Below are 16597 nucleotides of genomic sequence, written 5' to 3'. Positions count from 1 at the left end.
GCTCGGGAAACTGTCGGCTTTCCGATCGACCGAAAGTGGAGTTGCCCCATGTCCGACCAAAGCCGCCAGATGACCCCTGAAGAAGCTGCCGAATTCACCGAGCAGGTTTTCAACAAGGCGCGCGACGGTGATGCCGAGATGCTTGATCGCCTGGTCACCGCCGGTTTGCCGGTGAACCTGAAAAACAGCAAGGGCGACACTTTGCTGATGCTGGCCAGCTATTACGGCCATGTCGACGCGGTGCAGGTGCTGCTCAAGCACAAGGCTGATCCGGAAATGCGCAATGGCAACGGCCAGAGCCCGATTGCCGGTGCGGCGTTCAAAGGTGACCTGGCCGTGGTGAAAGCGCTGGTCGAGGCCGGTGCCGAGATCGAAGGTTCGTCGTTCGATGGCCGTACGGCGTTGATGATGGCGGCGATGTTCAACCGTGTTGAAATCGTTGATTACCTGATCAGCAAAGGCGCCAACGCGCAGGCCAAGGACGCCAACGGCGTGACCGCGCTGGACGCGGCGCGGACCATGGGCGCGGTTGATACCACGGCGCAGCTGGAAAAATTGTTGGGTTGATAAGGTCAAAAGATCGCAGCCTGCGGCAGCTCCTACACTGATTCCTCTGTAGGAGCTGCCGCAGGCTGCGATCTTTTGCTTTGTGCGCTATCCTCCGCGCCCTGAAATTTCACCTTCGCCACAGGATCCGCCCTCATGAAAGCCGCACTCGTCGAACTCATCAGCAAAATCAGCTCCGGCTGCATGGGCGAGGACGAGATCCTGAAAGTGGCCGAGGAAGCGGCGCAAGCCTACGCCGATGCCGACGCTTTTCTGACCGCCAACCCGGACATCAACTACGACGACACCTTCCCGATTCCGCTGGGCGAGTGGGTCGTGGTCGGCAGCCTGCCGGAAACCGTGCTATTCCAGGCTGACTCCTATGGCGACCTGTTTGCACAGATCGTTGCCTCGTTCGGCCCGGGCGTCGATTTCAACCTCAAGCCCAAGCAACTGGCCAAGACCGAAGCGTTGACCGCACTCAACCGCATCCAGGTGCAGATGAGCAGCATGAACAAGGAAAACGGCGGCTACACGTTGATGAACTTCAGCCAGTTGCTCGATGACGAGCTGCAAATGGTGCTGGTCTACGGCAATGACGTACCGCGCGTCCTCGAATTGTGCGCTGAGGCTGGCATCACTGCGGCACCTGCGCTGGAAGCGCTGAAAATCGCTGTTCACGTCTGAGCGCAATAAAAGGGAACCCTGCGCGCGACCGTCTATCCTAAAAGTGCATGCCACTATTCTGGAGCAACGCCATGGGTTCCACGTTCAACGGTCTGATCGGCCTGATCATTCTCGCCCTCGACATCTGGGCCATCATCAACGTGCTGAAAAGCGGCGCCTCCACCGGGATGAAAATCGTCTGGGTGTTGCTGATCATCCTCCTGCCAGTGCTGGGCCTGATCATCTGGGCAATCGCCGGCCCACGAGGCAACGTCCGGATCTGAATCAACCAACACCGCGATACCCCTGTAGGAGCTGCCGAAGGCTGCGATCTTTTGATCTTGCTTTTAAAAATCAATGTCAAAAGATCGCAGCCTGCGGCAGTTCCTGCAGGGATTGTGGTTGTGAGGTTCGACCTGTCATCTTCGGCAACGTAGAATGCGCGCCTTTCCCGGGCAATCGTCCCCACGATTAACGCCCGCGCATTCATCGGAGCACTTCACCATGACCGTCACCAAGACCAGCGAGTACCTGGAAACCCTCTACGAAGGCTACGGCCAGCGTTTTCGCATGGAAAAACTGCTGCACGAAGTGCGCACCGAACACCAGCACCTGGTGATCTTTCAGAACCCGCGCATGGGCCGTGTCATGGCGCTGGACGGCGTGATCCAGACCACCGAAGCCGACGAATTCATCTACCACGAAATGCTCACCCACGTGCCGATCCTCGCCCACGGCAGCGCCAAGCGCGTGTTGATCATCGGTGGCGGTGACGGCGGCATGCTGCGCGAAGTAAGCAAACACGCCGGCGTCGAACACATCACCATGGTCGAGATCGACGGCACCGTGGTCGACATGTGCAAAGAGTTCCTGCCGAACCACTCCAGCGGCGCCTACGACGATCCACGTCTGAACCTGGTGATCGACGACGGCATGCGTTTCGTCGCCACCACCACGGAAAAATTCGACGTGATCATCTCCGACTCCACCGACCCGATCGGCCCGGGCGAAGTGCTGTTCTCGGAGAACTTCTACCAGGCCTGCCACCGTTGCCTGAACGAAGGCGGCATCCTCGTGACCCAGAACGGCACGCCGTTCATGCAGATCGACGAAGTGAAAACCACCGCCGGGCGCCTGAACAGCCTGTTCCCGGACTGGCACTTCTACCAGGCGGCCGTGCCGACCTACATCGGCGGCTCGATGACCTTCGCCTGGGGCTCGACCCATCCGGCCTACCGCAAGCTGAGCCGTGAAACCCTGCAGCAGCGTTTCATCGGCAGCGGCATCGTCACGCGCTACTACAACCCGGAAATCCACATCGGCGCATTCGCCTTGCCGCAATACGTGCTGCAGGCGATCAACAAGCCAAGCAACGACTGATATTGAACCTGTAGGAGCTGCCGCAGGCTGCGATCTTTTGATTCTGATCTTAAAAACAAGATCAAAAGATCGCAGCCTGCGGCAGCCCCAGTGACAGATGTCGTTTTTTTCATCTTCGTCCGCTGTAATCCTTTTGAACCAACCCCCGGCGTATAAGTCGAGATAGGTGTAAGCCCATTTGCGGGTTTGATCGAGGAGGCACCGATGCAAAAGTGGAAAGTCACTTTCGTGGACGATCATGGTGAAATTGTCGATGAGGTGTTCGAGCGCGCGGAATGCCCCAGCGACGATGAGGCCGCTCGATTGATCAAGGCACGGCTTCTGCCCGTTGCTGCCGAACTGGATCTCAACGATCTGGAAGGGCGTACCCCCGACGCGGGGGCGAAAAGCCTGAAAACCCAGAACAGCATCGAAATCCGCAGCATTACTCCCGTCTGACATTCTTCCTGTCACCTTTCACACCAGGCCTTGGCAGCAGCTCTATCTTGGGGCTACTCTGCAAGCGAGATCAGCGAACGGATCGCTAAGGTCTGGTCTTGTCAGCTACATGCTTGTTTCCCGCCGGCAACCCCGTTGCGGAAGTGCTTTGGCCTGTAAGGCCCGGGGCGGGAATACGGAAAGTCTATCCATCTATGCGAGGGGGACGATTCATGAGCACAGCCTATCAAGAAGACATCAGCAGCAATGTTCTGCGCCGCATGAAAGAAGGCGGTTTCGATTTTTCCCGATTCCATCCCATCGAGTTCTACGCCATTTTCCCGGACGAGGAGCGGGCGCGCAGGGCTGCAGGCAAATTTCGTGGTGAATCCATCAATGCCCAGGTCAGTGTGCGTGATGATGGCGCGTGGGCGCTGGAATTGAGCAAGGTGATGTACGCGACATATGACGACATTGGCGATTTCGAGCAGGGCTTTTCGGCAGTGGTCGAGCCCTTGGGCGGGATAATTGAGGGCTGGGGGGTGAAACAGGAGGTGCGTAGCCGCCACCGGTTGAATTGAATTTTTATAGATAGAAGATCAAAAGATCGCAGCCTTCGGCAGCTCCTACAGGTGATTGGTGTAGGAGCTACCGGAGGCTGCGATCTTTTGCTTTCAAAACATTTCCAAAAGGCAAAAAAAAGCCACCGAAAAGGGTGGCTAAAAGGGAAGACCGATAAGGAGAGGAAACCGGTCAGGGTTACAGCGGGTCGGGCTGCGGGAGCAGTCCAGGTCAGTTGAGCTGGCGACTTCGCGGCGCTGTGCGCGGGGAAGTTTTGCAGCGAATGCGCGGATTATCCGCAGCCAAGGCCGGGCAGTGAAATCAACTCTGACTATGCTGCTGATAGGCGATGCAGTGCGTCGCAATGAAGCGGGGGCAATCAGGTTGGGGCATTTGCCGCACAGGAATGGTGCGGTGTCTCTGGCGTGAATATCCAACCGATTGAAATCAAAGCGTTTATGCCGATGGCACGGGCCTTGCGAAGGCCTGTATGTCCGGGTGACAAGGAGTACGGCATGATCCGCACCTATTTTGATGAGATGTACGATGCCGGCGGCCAGGTTCGCCCGCATTATCGGGAGTTCGCCCGATGGCTGGCCGACACGCCTGACGAGCTGCTGGCCCAACGGCGCCGCGAGGCCGATCTGCTGTTCCATCGTGCCGGGATTACCTTCACGCTCTATGGGGACGAGCAGGGCACAGAGCGCCTGATTCCTTTCGACACCATTCCGCGCAGCATCCCCGCCAGTGAATGGCGGATCGTCGAGCGCGGCTGTATCCAGCGGGTCAAGGCGTTGAACATGTTCCTCGCCGACCTCTATCACGAGCAGCGCATCATCAAGGCCGGGATCATTCCCGCCGAACAGGTGCTGGCCAACGAGCAATACCAGTTGGCGATGCAAGGTCTGGATCTGCACCGCGATATCTATTCGCACATCTCCGGCGTCGATCTGGTGCGCGATGGCGACGGCACGTATTACGTGCTCGAAGACAACCTGCGCACGCCGAGTGGCGTCAGCTACATGCTCGAAGACCGCAAGATGATGATGCGCCTGTTCCCTGAGCTGTTCGCCGCGCAACGCATTGCGCCAATCGATCACTACCCGAACCTGCTGCTCGATACCCTGAAAAGCTCCAGCCCGATTGACGACCCAAGCGTCGTGGTGCTGACGCCGGGGCGCTTCAACAGTGCCTTTTTCGAACATGCGTTTCTCGCCCGGGAAATGGGCGTCGAGCTGGTCGAAGGCGCGGACCTGTTCGTGCGTGACGACAAAGTCTTCATGCGCACCACCGATGGCCCGAAAGCGGTAGACGTGATCTACCGCCGCCTCGACGACGCGTTCCTCGATCCGTTGGCGTTCAACCCGGATTCAATGCTCGGCGTGCCGGGGCTGCTGTCGTCCTATCGTTCCGGCAACGTGGTGCTGGCCAATGCCATCGGCACCGGCGTGGCGGACGACAAATCGGTATACCCGTTTGTCACCGACATGATCCGTTTCTACCTCGACGAAGAACCGATCCTGAAAAACGTGCCGACCTGGCAATGCCGCAACCCGTCTGAACTTTCCCATGTGCTGGCCAATCTTCCAGATCTGGTGGTCAAGGAAACCCAAGGCTCCGGCGGTTACGGAATGCTGGTGGGGCCGGCGTCGACGAAGGCCGAAATCGATGCCTTCCGCGAGCGCATCAAGGCCAAGCCTCACGCTTACATCGCGCAACCGACGCTGTCGCTGTCGACCTGTCCGACCTTTGTCGAAAACGGCATCGCGCCGCGCCACATCGACCTGCGCCCGTTTGTCTTGTCCGGGCGTGAAACCCGCGTGGTGCCTGGCGGTTTGACCCGCGTCGCACTGCGCGAAGGCTCTCTGGTGGTGAACTCATCCCAGGGCGGCGGAACCAAGGACACCTGGGTGGTCGAGGATTGAAGGAAGCTTGCCATGTTAAGTAGAACTGCCTCGGATCTGTATTGGATGTCGCGTTACCTGGAGCGGGCGGAAAACCTCGCACGGATGCTCGACGTCAGTTATTCGCTGTCGCTGATGCCGCAGGACGGTCGCGGCGATGGTCTGCACGAACTGGCCATGCCGTTGCTGATCACCGGCACCCTTGAGGATTATCTGGAGCGTCATGGCGCGTTGCATGCCGAACGCCTGCTGCACTTTTTTGCCCTCGATGCGGCCAATCCGGCGAGCATCTACAGCTGCCTCGGCGCGGCACGGGCGAGTGCTCATGCGGTGCGTGGACGTATCACGGCGGACATGTGGGAGAACATCAACTCGACGTGGCTGGAAATTCGCGGGATCGCCGAACAAGGTCTCAGTCGCTATGGCATGAGCCGTTTCTGCGAATGGATCAAGGAGCGTTCGCACCTGTTTCGTGGCGCCTCTTACGGCACGATCATGCGAAACGATGCGTTCCGTTTCATTCGTCTCGGCACCTTTATCGAGCGTGCGGACAACACTTTAAGACTGCTCGATGCACGCTACGAAATGGCCGGCGATCAGGCCGAAGCGGTCAGCGACGGCACGGCCCACGCGTATTACCAGTGGAGCGCGTTGCTGCGCGCCTTGTCGTCGTTCGAGGCCTACACCGAAATCTATCGCGACGCGCCCGGCGCCCGGCACGTCGCCGAGTTGTTGCTGTTGCGCGCCGATGTGCCGCGTTCGCTGAGGGCCTGCACCGAAGAGATCGACCAGATTCTCGCGCAGTTGCCCGGCGCCAACGGTCGCCCCGCGCAACGTCTGGCCGCCGAAATGGACGCGCGCCTGCGCTACACCGGCATCAACGAAATCCTCGAGGAAGGCCTGCACGCCTGGCTGACCGAATTCATCCCGCTGGTGCGCCAGTTGGGTAACGCCATTCACAGTTCCTACCTGGAGGCTGCATGAGACTTTCCATTAGCCACGAGACCACTTATCACTACGAAGATAAGGTGCGGGCGAGCATCCAGTACCTGCGACTGACACCCCACGACAGCGAGCGCCAGCATGTGCTGAGCTGGCAGCTCGACCTGCCACGCCCGGTGCGTGCGCAGCTCGATCCGTTCGGCAACATCCTGCACGTACTGACCATGGACGAGCCGCACGAGGCGATCATCATTGGCGCGCGGGGGCAGGTCGATATCGATGAGTTGCGCGAGGCCGAACACGAAAGCCAGTCGGCGCTGCCGTTTCTGCGCTTTACCCGCTTGACCGAGGCGGATGAGGCCCTGCGCGCATTTGCGGAAAAATCCTGCAAGCAACGGCGCGATCGCACCGCGCTGATCGATCTGATGCACGGCCTGAACCAGCACATGACCTACACGCCGGGTTCGACCGAAGTCGACACCAGCGCCGCCGAAGCCTTCGCCGGGCGTGCCGGGGTTTGTCAGGATCACACCCATGCGTTTCTGGCCTGTGCGCGCAGTCTGGGTGTGCCGTCGCGTTACGTTTCGGGATATTTGTACAGCGAGGATTGTGAACATCTGGCCAGCCATGCCTGGGCCGAAGCGTGGCTGGATGACGCGTGGTACAGCTTTGACGTGACCAACGAACTGGCGCGGCCGGAGCGGCATCTGAAGCTGGCGGTGGGTCTGGACTATCTCGATGCCTGCCCGGTGCGCGGCATGCGCCGAGGCGGCGGATGCGAGCAGATGCACGCGAAGGTGTTCGTCTCGCCGAGCCCGATCATCTCCGTCCAGCAACAGTAAACACCATCCCCTGTAGGAACTGCGGCACGCTGCGATCTTTTGATCTTTTGATCTTTTGATCTTGATTCCAAAGATCAAAAGATCGCAGCCTCGTTGCACTCGACAGCTCCTACAGAGGGGGGCGCAAGCGTCAGGGTTTAACCTTGCGTCCGGCCATGTGCTTCAGATACCCGACCAACATTTCCAGATCCCCATCCGGCAACACATCCGCCGAAAACCCCGGCATCTTCGCCTGCGGCCACTGGCGCAAACTCTGCGGATCACGAATGTAGCGCTTCAGGAAGTCCACGCCGAAATACTCGGTCGGGTTATACGGAATATTCAGATCCGGCCCGAACTGCGCATCCCCGGCACCGTTCAATCGGTGACACGCCAGGCAATTCTTCTGAAACAACGCAAACCCCAGATTCACCGGATCATCTTTCCTCAACGCCGGATCAGGCAGCAGGGCAGGGAACCGCTCCGCCACCGGCGCCATGCGCTTGATGCTCGCCACTTCGAACGGCCACTGTTCCGGGCTGATATTGCCGGCCTGCGGATCCGTCCACACCAGATAGAACGGCCCGGCGCTGTGCTTGCCTTCCGACAACGGCGGCCACGGTTGGGCCGGGTCTTCGATTGCCAGCCAGGCTCGCGCGCCTTGGCGGTTGAGCAGCGGCGCTGCGGCCAGTTCCGCAGCGAACCCGTCCAGCGCCACGGCTTGCAGGTGATCTTCCGGCTTGATGCCGGTGAGAAGCGCGGCCACGGGCACGGCGCGATAGGTCATGTCCTTCTTGTAGGACACGTCGTTTTTAATCGTCAGGGTTTGCACCTGAGGATGCTTGAGCAACTCCTCGGTCTGCCAGGTGCGACTGTTCTCACCCAGTTGCAAGTCCAACTGCGCGGCAGACAAGGGCATGCTCAGCAGCATGGCCCCGAACACAATGAGCGCTTTCAAATGATCGCCGTCCATGTCGTGGAAGTGCGCAAAGGTTGGCACAGCCACGCTGGCCCGGGTAGCGGGCCAGTCATATTTTCAGTGGCGATAAACCGCACCTGCCGCTTGAGTCAGCCGATTACCTTGGTCAAATTCGGCAAAATCAACAACAGCGTCGTGGCGAAAAGAATGAGTCCTGCTTGACGAACTTTCGGTTGTTTGAACATGGCTTGACCGCCTTTATTGTTATTTCCTGATGCGTGCCTGCATATCCATGACGGCGCGCGTTGCACTTCCTGTTGAAGAACGTCTGTCCCGGCAAAACCCGACGACCCTGACGTACATGTACTACCTTAGGGCCCGCGTCACGCTTGGCTTAGATCCATTTCATATGGAGCTTTAAGAAATTGCGATTAAAAAGGCATGAGGCGTATTGCCAGCTTCTTTGCCGCCCGCTTGCTAGACAACTCGGCGACCTGAACCGGTTCACCCAAGGCTTGATGACCGTCCGTCTGAGCGTGTGCGTCAACCGCATTGAGCGCTGTGGTCATTGAATCTGCGACCGCTCGGGTCAAGAGTGAAGGCACAAGAAATCACTCACCGCACAGGTTCGAGGACGTCATGACCCAAGCTTTGATTTTCGACGCGTTACGCACGCCCCGTGGCAAAGGCAAAGCGGATGGCGCCTTGCACAGCGTCAAACCGGTGAATCTGGTCGCCGGCCTGCTGAGCGCTCTGCAAACGCGCACCGCGCTGGACACCAGCCAGGTTGATGACGTGGTCCTCGGCTGCGTCACGCCGATTGGCGATCAGGGCTCCGACATCGCCAAAACCGCGGTGCAAGTGGCCGATTGGGATGTCAGCGTCGCGGGCGTGCAGATCAACCGCTTCTGCGCTTCGGGTCTGGAGGCGGTGAACCTCGGCGCGATGAAAGTGCGCTCCGGTTTTGAAGACCTGGTGGTGGTCGGTGGCGTCGAGTCGATGTCGCGGGTGCCGATGGGCAGCGATGGCGGCGCCTGGGCGCTGGACCCGCAGACCAACCTGCACAGCCACTTCACCCCGCAGGGCGTCGGTGCGGACTTGATCGCCACGCTCGAAGGCTTCAGCCGCGAGGACGTCGATGCCTACGCCCTGTATTCGCAACAGAAAGCGGCACGGGCGCGGGCCGATGGTTCGTTCAACAAATCGCTGGTGCCGGTGCAGGATCAGAACGGCATCATCCTGCTCGATCACGATGAGTTCATTCGCGCCGAATCGACGCTGGAAGGCCTGGGCAAGCTCAAGCCGAGTTTCGAAATGATCGGCCAGATGGGCTTCGACGCGACCGCGCTGCGGGTCTACAGCCATGTCGAACGAATCAACCACGTGCACACGCCGGGCAACAGTTCCGGGATCGTCGACGGTGCCGCGCTGATGCTCATCGGCTCCGAAGCCAAGGGCCGCGCACTGGGCCTGCAACCACGGGCGCGGATTGTCGCCACGGCGGTGACCAGCACCGATCCGACCATCATGCTTACCGGCCCTGCTCCGGCGACGCGCAAAGCGCTGGCCAAGGCCGGACTGCGCGTGGAGGACATCGACCTGTTCGAGGTCAACGAAGCGTTTGCTTCAGTGGTGCTGAAGTTCATCAAGGACATGGCCGTCGATCCGGCCAAGGTCAACGTCAACGGCGGTTCCATCGCCATGGGCCATCCGCTGGGCGCCACCGGGTGCGCGATCCTCGGCACCCTGCTCGATGAACTGGAAGCGCGGCGTCTGCGCTATGGCCTGGCGACGCTCTGTGTCGGCGGCGGCATGGGCATTGCCACCATCATCGAACGCCTCTGAGCCCCGAATTCAAGGAACCTTGTTATGAGCGAAGCCATTCGTTACGAAAAAGGCCAGGACAACATCGTCGTGCTGACCATCGACATGCCGGGCCAGAGCGCCAACACCATGAATGCCGTGTACCGCGAGGCCATGGCCGCGTGCGTCGCCCGGCTGCTGGCGGAAAAAGACAGCATTGCCGGCGTGATCATCACGTCAGCGAAGAAAACCTTCTTTGCCGGCGGCGACCTCAATGAGCTGATCAAGGTCGGAAAGCCTGAAGCCAAAGCCTTCTACGACATGGTGCTGACCCTCAAAGAGCAATTGCGCACCCTGGAAACCCTCGGCAAACCGGTGGTCGCAGCGATCAACGGCGCGGCGCTGGGCGGTGGCTGGGAAATCTGTCTGGCCTGTCATCACCGCGTAGCGCTGGACGATGCGTCGGTGCAACTCGGTCTGCCGGAAGTGACCCTCGGCCTGCTGCCGGGCGGCGGCGGGGTGGTGCGCATGGTGCGCATGCTCGGTATCGAAAAAGCGTTGCCGTATCTGCTCGAAGGCAAGAAAGTCCGACCGCAGCAGGCGTTGCAGGCCGGTCTTATCGACGACCTGGCGGCGGATCGTGATGAACTGCTGGCCAAGGCGCGCGCCTGGATCGTTGCCAATCCGACGGCGGTGCAGCGCTGGGACGTGAAGGGCTATCAGATCCCGGGTGGGACGCCGTCGAATCCGAAAGTCGCGCAGATGCTGGCCATTGCGCCGTCGATCCTGCGCAGCAAAACCCAGGGCACGTTGCCGGCTCCGGAGAAAATCCTCTGCGCGGCGGTGGAAGGTGCACAGGTCGATTTTGACACCGCGCACCTGATCGAAACGCGCTATTTCACCGAACTGACCACCGGGCAGATTTCGAAAAACCTGATCGGTACGTTCTGGTTCCAGCTCAACGAGATCAATGCCGGCGGATCGCGGCCGCAGGGTTTCGCACCCTATGTCACGCGCAAGGTTGGCGTGCTCGGTGCCGGGATGATGGGTGCCGGGATTGCTTTCGTCAGTGCTTCGGCGGGTATTGACGTGGTGCTCAAGGACGTCAATCTCGCGGCCGCCGAGAAGGGCAAGGCGCATTCGGCGGCGTTGCTCGACAAGAAAGTTGCCCGTGGGCAGATGACAGTCTCACAGCGTGAGACTGTGCTGGCGCGGATCACCCCATCCGAGGCCGATGCGGATCTGGCCGGTTGCGACCTGATCATCGAAGCGGTGTTCGAGGATCGCGAGCTCAAGGCCAAGGTGTCTGTGGCCGCGCAGCAGGTGGTGGGCGCCGACGCGGTCATTGCTTCCAATACATCGACCCTGCCGATCACCGGTCTGGCGAGCGCCGTACCCGATCAAAGCAAATTCATCGGCCTGCATTTTTTCAGCCCGGTGGAGAAAATGCCGCTGGTGGAAATCATCAAAGGTGCGAAAACCAGCGATGAAACCCTCGCTCGCGGCTTCGATTTCGTCCTGCAAATCAAGAAGACCCCGATTGTGGTCAACGACAGTCGCGGCTTCTTTACCTCACGCGTATTCGGCACTTTCACCAATGAAGGCATTGCCATGCTCGGTGAAGGCGTCAGTGCACCGATGATCGAGACTGAAGCGCGCAAGGCCGGGATGCCGGTCGGGCCTTTGGCGATCTCTGACGAAGTTTCCCTCAGCCTGATGAGCCATATCCGCAAGCAAACGGCCAAAGACCTACAGGCCGAAGGGAAACCGCTGATTGAGCACCCGGCGTTCGCCGTGATTGACTTGCTGCTCAACGAATACAAGCGTCCGGGCAAGGCCGCTGGCGGTGGTTTTTATGAATACCCGGCTGCTGGCCAGAAGCATCTGTGGCCAGAACTGAAGACGCGCTTCGAGAAGGCCGACGGGCAGATCTCGCCGAAGGATGTGCGTGATCGTTTGCTGTTCGTGCAGGCTATCGAAACCGTGCGCTGTGTGGAGGAGGGCGTGCTGACGTCGACGGCGGACGCCAACGTCGGCTCGATCTTCGGCATTGGTTTCGCCGCGTGGACCGGTGGTGCGCTGCAATTCATCAATCAGTACGGCGTAAAGGATTTTGTGGCCCGCGCGCAATATCTCGCCGAACAGTATGGCGAGCGATTTGCGCCGCCAGCATTGCTGCTGGATAAAGCGGCAAAAGGTGAAATGTTCTAGGGGCAGCGAGCTTTCCGGGGCTTGCCTTGTCAGGGTGTTTCAAGGCAGGCTCTGGGGTGTTCATTATTCCCATCACGTGTCAGGTATTTTTTATGTCGCTACGCATCTGCATTCTGGAAACCGACATCCTGCGTCCGGAACTGGTCGATCAATATCAGGGTTACGGGCAGATGTTTCAGCGCCTGTTCTCGCAGCAACCGATTGCCGCCGAGTTCACTGTGTACAACGTGATGCAGGGCGAATACCCGAGCGATGAGCTGACTTTCGACGCGTACCTGGTCACCGGCAGCAAGGCCGATTCGTTCGGCACTGATCCGTGGATCCAGACCCTCAAGGAATATCTGCTCAGCCGTTACGAGCGTGGCGACAAACTGCTCGGCGTTTGCTTCGGCCATCAACTGCTGGCATTGCTGCTCGGCGGCAAGAGCGAGCGTGCGACACAGGGCTGGGGCGTCGGCACCCACAATTACAAACTCGCGGCCAAGGCGCCGTGGATGAGCCCGGTGCGTGAAGAGCTGACGTTGCTGATCAGCCATCAGGATCAGGTGACTGCGCTGCCGGAAAACGCCACGGTGATTGCTTCCAGCGATTTCTGCCCGTTTGCCGCTTACCACATCAATGATCAGGTGCTGTGCTTCCAGGGCCATCCGGAATTCATCCACGATTATTCGCGGGCGCTGCTGGATCTGCGTCAGGAAGCGCTGGGTTCGCAGATTTACAGCAAGGGCGTGGCCAGTCTGGAGCAGGAGCACCATGGTGCAACGGTTGCGGAGTGGATGATGCGGTTTGTGGCGCACAAGCCTGAGGCTGCTTGATAGCAGAGCGAAAGATCGCAGCCTTCGGCAGCTCCTACGGAAAGCTGCGATCTTTTGCTTTTACAACCACCCGGATTTCTTGAAACTCGCCCACAAACTCACGCACCCCACCGCAATAAACCCCAGCACCCCGAAATAGCCGTAATGCCAACTGAGTTCCGGCATGTTCTGGAAGTTCATCCCGTAAATCCCCGCCACCGCCGTCGGAAACGCCAGAATCGCTGCCCATGCCGCGAACTTGCGCTGCACCACACTCTGCCGTGACGCCTCCAGCAACACACCGATCTCGATGGTCTGACTGGCAATGTCGGCCAGCGTGCTGAGGTCTTCCATCTGCCGCGTCACGTGAATCTGCACATCACGGAAGTACGGGCGCATGTTCTTGTCGATAAACGGGAAACTCAGTTTCTGCAATTCCTCGCCGATCTCCACCATCGGCGCGGCATACCGGCGCAGGCGCACGACATCCCGACGCAAACCGTGCAGCCGCTGGATGTCATGCTCGTTGAGGGCACTACACAGGACGTTGCGCTCCAGTTCATCAATCTCGGCATGGATCGCTTCGCCCACCGGCTGGTAGTTCTCGATGACGAAATCCAGCAACGCATAGAGAACGAAGTCCTCGCCATGTTCCAGCAGCAGTGGACGCGCCTCACAGCGTTGACGGACGTGAGCGTAGGACGCCGAGTGACCGTTACGCGCGGTAATGATGTAGCCCTTGCCCGCGAAGATGTGGGTTTCGATGAATTGCAGAATCCCATGTTCGCGGATCGGCGAGTAGGTCACGATAAACAAAGCGTCGCCAAAGGTTTCCAGCTTCGGTCGACTGTGTTTTTCCAGGGCATCTTCGATGGCCAATTCGTGCAGGTTGAACTGGCGTTGCAGGTTGGACAGTTCCTGAGCGCTCGGCTCTTCGAGGCCGATCCAGACAAAGTGGCCGGTTTTCGCGGCCCAGGCTGCGCCTTCATCAAGGGTGATATTGGTGACTTTCTTACCCGCGCTGTACACCGCAGCAGCAACAACTCGACCCATGGTGGTGGTTCACTTCTTCTTGGCAGATGACAGGGAATACAAGACATCAGCTTAGCCGTGTCGCTGCTTGAGAGTCAGTGAAATCTCTACAGTTCAGCGGGCAAAAGAAAACCCGCACAAGGCGGGTTTGTTTTTCATGCAGCTTGGAGCTGCCGATCCATCGATTCGATGCACTCGCGCATCTGCTCGCGGCACTGATTGATCAGCATGGGCATGTCATCCATGGTCAGTCCGGCTGTAGGAATCGCCGGCAGCGAGCGTATGAGGATTTTCCCGCTGCGCCAGCGATTCAGGCGCATGTGTTTGATGTAACTGCTGACACACACCGGAACGATCGGCACTCCGGCGGCAATCGCCATCTGGAACGCGCCTTTCTTGAACGGCAGCAAATCTTCGCCGAGGTTGCGCGTGCCTTCCGGGAACACCCAGATCGAGGTGTCTTCGTTCTGCAAGGTGTTGGTGGTGGTGAGCATCGACTGGCGCGCCTTGTGCGCGTTGCCACGGTCGATCAATACATTGCCGGCGAGCCAGAACAACTGCCCGAACAGCGGCACCCATTTCAGGCTCTTCTTGCCGATACACACGGTGCGACGCGGCACCACATTCCCGAACACAAACAGATCGTAGTTGGACTGATGGTTAGCGATGATCACGCAGCTGTCTGGCTTGTTGATCAAACCACTGACGTCGGACTTGACCCGCAGACGCAGAATGCACATGGCCGGCAAGGCGTAGAGGCGAGCGCACAGACGGCTATTGTCCGGATTGAACGGGCGGCATATCCCGAGGATTACCCCGAGCGCACCTGCCAGAATAAAGTGCAGGCCCATCAATAACATACGAAACACGAACAGCATTTTCAGGCCCCACCGGGACAAAAGGTGGCGCAGTGTACGGATGTGCACTGTTTTCGGCAATTGCCGCTATAGAGTGCGGAGATAGGCGATGTTTAAGCGCATGTTTCCGAAATCATGCTCAGACCTGTCCTAGAGCCGTCGCAGCCTTTTAAATCGAGCGCGCAAGAAAAAGCCCGACACGACGGTCGGGCTTTTTTTATTGCCAGGATCGAGCGATCAGCCCAAGTGCTCCTGATCCTGGATGATCGCGTTATCCAGGGTTTCCAGCAGCGCTTTACGCACCTTCAGCTTGGTGTTCTTGTGCGCGAGCATGTTGATCTTCTTCAACTGACGCGCAGCGGCGAGGGCGGCACCTTGCAGCTCTTCGGCAGCCACGACCTTGTCGAGGAAACCGGCATCGACAGCGCTCTGCGGATCAAACATCTCGCCGTTGATCACCGAACGGTGGAACGCCGAACGGCGCAGACGATCGCGCGCCAACTCGATACCGGCGTGGTGCATGGTCATGCCGATCTGCACTTCGTTCAGTCCAATGCTGAACGGACCGTCGACGCCGATGCGGTAATCGGCGGACAGCAGGATGAAAGCGCCTTTGGCCACAGCATGACCCGGGCAAGCAACAATCACCGGGAACGGGTGAGAGAGCAGGCGACGCGCCAGGGTCGACCCCGCAGTCACCAGTGCCACGGCTTCTTTAGGGCCGGCGGTCATCACTTTCAGGTCATAGCCGCCAGACAGAATCCCCGGCTGACCGGTAATGATCACGATGGCACGATCAGTCACCGCCTGATCCAGCGCCGCATTGAAAGCCGCAATCACGTCCGGGGAAATGGCATTGACCTTGCCGTTGCTCAAGGTCAGGGTCGCGATACCGTCTTCGAGGTGGTAGGAAATCAACTCACTCATGACGCTATTCCTTATTAGAAAGATGGGCAGACGTTACCCACCGACGCCAGCCAGGTAAAGCGCCGTGACTGACCCGCCAGTCACCGTTTCCCGCCTCGCCCGGCGCAGCACGCCATTCTGCTTCTATATAGAAGGGGCGCCGTCACCAGAGATTGGCCGGTTTGCCATGGCCCGTCGGCGGGCCAAACGACTTTTTCTCTTAACCGCATGAAAATCTTAAAAAAAAGTTTGCCATCGGAAAAGCTTTCGACTACATTAGCGCGCCTCGACAGACAGAACATGTTTGAAGAGATACGGTGAAGTGTCCGAGTGGCTTAAGGAGCACGCCTGGAAAGTGTGTATACAGGAAACTGTATCGAGAGTTCGAATCTCTCCTTCACCGCCACATTCAGTAAACGCAAACCCCTGATTTTCCTAGAGAAAGTCGGGGGTTTGTGGTTTTTGGCGTCTGAAAAAAGGCCATATGGGACTGAGATGGGACTGGGGCGCTATTTTGGTGCGGAAGATGGGGCTATGAGTGCGTATCTCGGCCCCTCACTGTGGCCGCATGAGCTAGGCTGTGCAAACCCCTCATTTCCAGGATGGATCGCATGCCTGACAACTCAGCCTCCAACATCGCCACTGCTGATGCGCTGACACTGCTTCTGCACAACCAGCATGCCCTCGGTGCAGCGATCGAAGAGATCACCCATTGGATCTCAGGGACTGGCGCAGACGATGTTGCCGACAACGCCGTCGTGGCTCTGGAAACCCTGGACACAAATGCACGAGCATTAACAGATGCGATCCTGCGAATACGGCAGTCTTAGGGAGTCGC

The 16597-nt window shown here is 59.0% G+C and carries 17 protein-coding genes and 1 tRNA gene; 14 read left to right on the top strand and 4 right to left on the bottom strand.

Going from position 1 to position 16597, the window contains the following annotated elements; all coding sequences use genetic code 11:
• Positions 1-48: 48 nt before the first annotated feature.
• From ACIPZE_RS14595 to ACIPZE_RS14555, 9 genes are all read left to right on the top strand, one after another.
• Positions 49-567: an ankyrin repeat domain-containing protein gene (locus tag ACIPZE_RS14595; RefSeq protein WP_122608419.1), complete on the top strand. Its 519-nt coding sequence runs from the start codon at positions 49-51 to the stop codon at positions 565-567.
• Positions 568-702: 135 nt separating this feature from the next.
• Positions 703-1233, top strand: a complete 531-nt coding sequence (locus ACIPZE_RS14590) for a hypothetical protein (protein ID WP_283437152.1) — start codon at positions 703-705, stop codon at positions 1231-1233.
• Between the two features lie 71 nt (positions 1234-1304).
• The gene (locus tag ACIPZE_RS14585; RefSeq protein ID WP_016773784.1) at positions 1305-1496 is read left to right on the top strand and encodes a PLDc N-terminal domain-containing protein; all 192 of its coding nucleotides are present in this window, start codon (positions 1305-1307) and stop codon (positions 1494-1496) included.
• A 220-nt stretch (positions 1497-1716) separates the two neighbouring features.
• Entirely contained in the window at positions 1717-2592 is an 876-nt protein-coding gene (gene speE / locus ACIPZE_RS14580) for a polyamine aminopropyltransferase (protein ID WP_283437151.1), read from the top strand.
• Positions 2593-2796: 204 nt separating this feature from the next.
• Complete coding sequence (locus tag ACIPZE_RS14575; protein WP_283437150.1) at positions 2797-3030, top strand: hypothetical protein; 234 nt, start codon at positions 2797-2799, stop codon at positions 3028-3030.
• A gap of 212 nt (positions 3031-3242) precedes the next feature.
• Positions 3243-3590, top strand: coding sequence for a ribonuclease E inhibitor RraB (locus tag ACIPZE_RS14570; protein WP_008080948.1), 348 nt, complete (start codon positions 3243-3245; stop codon positions 3588-3590).
• Between the two features lie 495 nt (positions 3591-4085).
• Complete coding sequence (locus tag ACIPZE_RS14565; protein ID WP_007914061.1) at positions 4086-5495, top strand: circularly permuted type 2 ATP-grasp protein; 1410 nt, start codon at positions 4086-4088, stop codon at positions 5493-5495.
• Positions 5496-5507: 12 nt separating this feature from the next.
• Complete coding sequence (locus ACIPZE_RS14560; protein WP_129391327.1) at positions 5508-6458, top strand: alpha-E domain-containing protein; 951 nt, start codon at positions 5508-5510, stop codon at positions 6456-6458.
• Positions 6455-7258, top strand: a complete 804-nt coding sequence (locus ACIPZE_RS14555) for a transglutaminase N-terminal domain-containing protein (RefSeq protein ID WP_400773472.1) — start codon at positions 6455-6457, stop codon at positions 7256-7258. The genes ACIPZE_RS14560 and ACIPZE_RS14555 overlap by 4 nt, the downstream gene beginning before the upstream one ends.
• 130 nt (positions 7259-7388) lie before the next feature.
• Here ACIPZE_RS14555 and ACIPZE_RS14550 read toward each other — a convergent pair whose 3' ends face one another.
• Complete coding sequence (locus ACIPZE_RS14550; RefSeq protein ID WP_283438645.1) at positions 7389-8210, bottom strand: cytochrome c; 822 nt, start codon at positions 8208-8210, stop codon at positions 7389-7391.
• A gap of 585 nt (positions 8211-8795) precedes the next feature.
• On the opposite strand from ACIPZE_RS14550, the gene ACIPZE_RS14545 reads away from it, so the two are divergent.
• The 3 genes from ACIPZE_RS14545 to ACIPZE_RS14535 all read left to right on the top strand — a co-directional run bounded on the left by ACIPZE_RS14545 (position 8796) and on the right by ACIPZE_RS14535 (position 12985).
• Positions 8796-10001, top strand: a complete 1206-nt coding sequence (locus tag ACIPZE_RS14545) for an acetyl-CoA C-acetyltransferase (RefSeq protein WP_400773470.1) — start codon at positions 8796-8798, stop codon at positions 9999-10001.
• A 24-nt stretch (positions 10002-10025) separates the two neighbouring features.
• Positions 10026-12170: a 3-hydroxyacyl-CoA dehydrogenase NAD-binding domain-containing protein gene (locus tag ACIPZE_RS14540; protein WP_400773468.1), complete on the top strand. Its 2145-nt coding sequence runs from the start codon at positions 10026-10028 to the stop codon at positions 12168-12170.
• Between the two features lie 92 nt (positions 12171-12262).
• Positions 12263-12985 carry an amidotransferase gene (locus tag ACIPZE_RS14535; protein ID WP_129391339.1) on the top strand — a complete coding sequence of 241 codons (723 nt, stop codon included), beginning with the start codon at positions 12263-12265 and terminating at the stop codon, positions 12983-12985.
• Between the two features lie 60 nt (positions 12986-13045).
• Here ACIPZE_RS14535 and ACIPZE_RS14530 read toward each other — a convergent pair whose 3' ends face one another.
• The 3 genes from ACIPZE_RS14530 to ACIPZE_RS14520 form a co-directional block, all read right to left on the bottom strand.
• Positions 13046-14017, bottom strand: a complete 972-nt coding sequence (locus tag ACIPZE_RS14530; protein ID WP_283437146.1) for a magnesium and cobalt transport protein CorA — start codon at positions 14015-14017, stop codon at positions 13046-13048.
• Positions 14018-14151: 134 nt separating this feature from the next.
• Positions 14152-14874, bottom strand: coding sequence for a lysophospholipid acyltransferase family protein (locus tag ACIPZE_RS14525; protein ID WP_400773464.1), 723 nt, complete (start codon positions 14872-14874; stop codon positions 14152-14154).
• 216 nt (positions 14875-15090) lie between these two features.
• A complete protein-coding gene (locus ACIPZE_RS14520; RefSeq protein ID WP_400773461.1) occupies positions 15091-15780 on the bottom strand; it encodes a crotonase/enoyl-CoA hydratase family protein in 690 nt (229 codons plus the stop codon).
• Between the two features lie 295 nt (positions 15781-16075).
• Here ACIPZE_RS14520 and ACIPZE_RS14515 point away from each other — a divergent pair.
• Positions 16076-16165 (top strand) — tRNA-Ser (locus tag ACIPZE_RS14515).
• A gap of 205 nt (positions 16166-16370) precedes the next feature.
• The gene (locus tag ACIPZE_RS14510; RefSeq protein WP_400773458.1) at positions 16371-16589 is read left to right on the top strand and encodes a hypothetical protein; all 219 of its coding nucleotides are present in this window, start codon (positions 16371-16373) and stop codon (positions 16587-16589) included.
• Positions 16590-16597 lie beyond the last annotated feature (8 nt).

The organism is Pseudomonas sp. NPDC089741, from assembly GCF_044748825.1.
GTDB classification, from domain to species: domain Bacteria; phylum Pseudomonadota; class Gammaproteobacteria; order Pseudomonadales; family Pseudomonadaceae; genus Aquipseudomonas; species Aquipseudomonas helmanticensis.
This window is presented reverse-complemented; position numbering and strand designations above follow the sequence as displayed.

Bases quoted from the DNA above. Each gene is read 5' to 3' on its own strand.
- ACIPZE_RS14565 (WP_007914061.1), top strand. From the start codon at position 4,086: ATGATCCGCACCTATTTTGATGAGATGTACGATGCCGGCGGCCAGGTT.
- ACIPZE_RS14590 (WP_283437152.1), top strand. From the start codon at position 703: ATGAAAGCCGCACTCGTCGAACTCATCAGCAAAATCAGCTCCGGCTGC.
- ACIPZE_RS14560 (WP_129391327.1), top strand. From the start codon at position 5,508: ATGTTAAGTAGAACTGCCTCGGATCTGTATTGGATGTCGCGTTACCTG.
- ACIPZE_RS14540 (WP_400773468.1), top strand. From the start codon at position 10,026: ATGAGCGAAGCCATTCGTTACGAAAAAGGCCAGGACAACATCGTCGTG.
- ACIPZE_RS14525 (WP_400773464.1), bottom strand. From the start codon at position 14,874: ATGCTGTTCGTGTTTCGTATGTTATTGATGGGCCTGCACTTTATTCTG.
- ACIPZE_RS14585 (WP_016773784.1), top strand. From the start codon at position 1,305: ATGGGTTCCACGTTCAACGGTCTGATCGGCCTGATCATTCTCGCCCTC.
- ACIPZE_RS14535 (WP_129391339.1), top strand. From the start codon at position 12,263: ATGTCGCTACGCATCTGCATTCTGGAAACCGACATCCTGCGTCCGGAA.
- ACIPZE_RS14530 (WP_283437146.1), bottom strand. From the start codon at position 14,017: ATGGGTCGAGTTGTTGCTGCTGCGGTGTACAGCGCGGGTAAGAAAGTC.
- ACIPZE_RS14570 (WP_008080948.1), top strand. From the start codon at position 3,243: ATGAGCACAGCCTATCAAGAAGACATCAGCAGCAATGTTCTGCGCCGC.
- ACIPZE_RS14555 (WP_400773472.1), top strand. From the start codon at position 6,455: ATGAGACTTTCCATTAGCCACGAGACCACTTATCACTACGAAGATAAG.
- ACIPZE_RS14550 (WP_283438645.1), bottom strand. From the start codon at position 8,210: ATGGACGGCGATCATTTGAAAGCGCTCATTGTGTTCGGGGCCATGCTG.
- ACIPZE_RS14595 (WP_122608419.1), top strand. From the start codon at position 49: ATGTCCGACCAAAGCCGCCAGATGACCCCTGAAGAAGCTGCCGAATTC.
- ACIPZE_RS14545 (WP_400773470.1), top strand. From the start codon at position 8,796: ATGACCCAAGCTTTGATTTTCGACGCGTTACGCACGCCCCGTGGCAAA.
- ACIPZE_RS14575 (WP_283437150.1), top strand. From the start codon at position 2,797: ATGCAAAAGTGGAAAGTCACTTTCGTGGACGATCATGGTGAAATTGTC.
- ACIPZE_RS14520 (WP_400773461.1), bottom strand. From the start codon at position 15,780: ATGAGTGAGTTGATTTCCTACCACCTCGAAGACGGTATCGCGACCCTG.
- speE (WP_283437151.1), top strand. From the start codon at position 1,717: ATGACCGTCACCAAGACCAGCGAGTACCTGGAAACCCTCTACGAAGGC.
- ACIPZE_RS14510 (WP_400773458.1), top strand. From the start codon at position 16,371: ATGCCTGACAACTCAGCCTCCAACATCGCCACTGCTGATGCGCTGACA.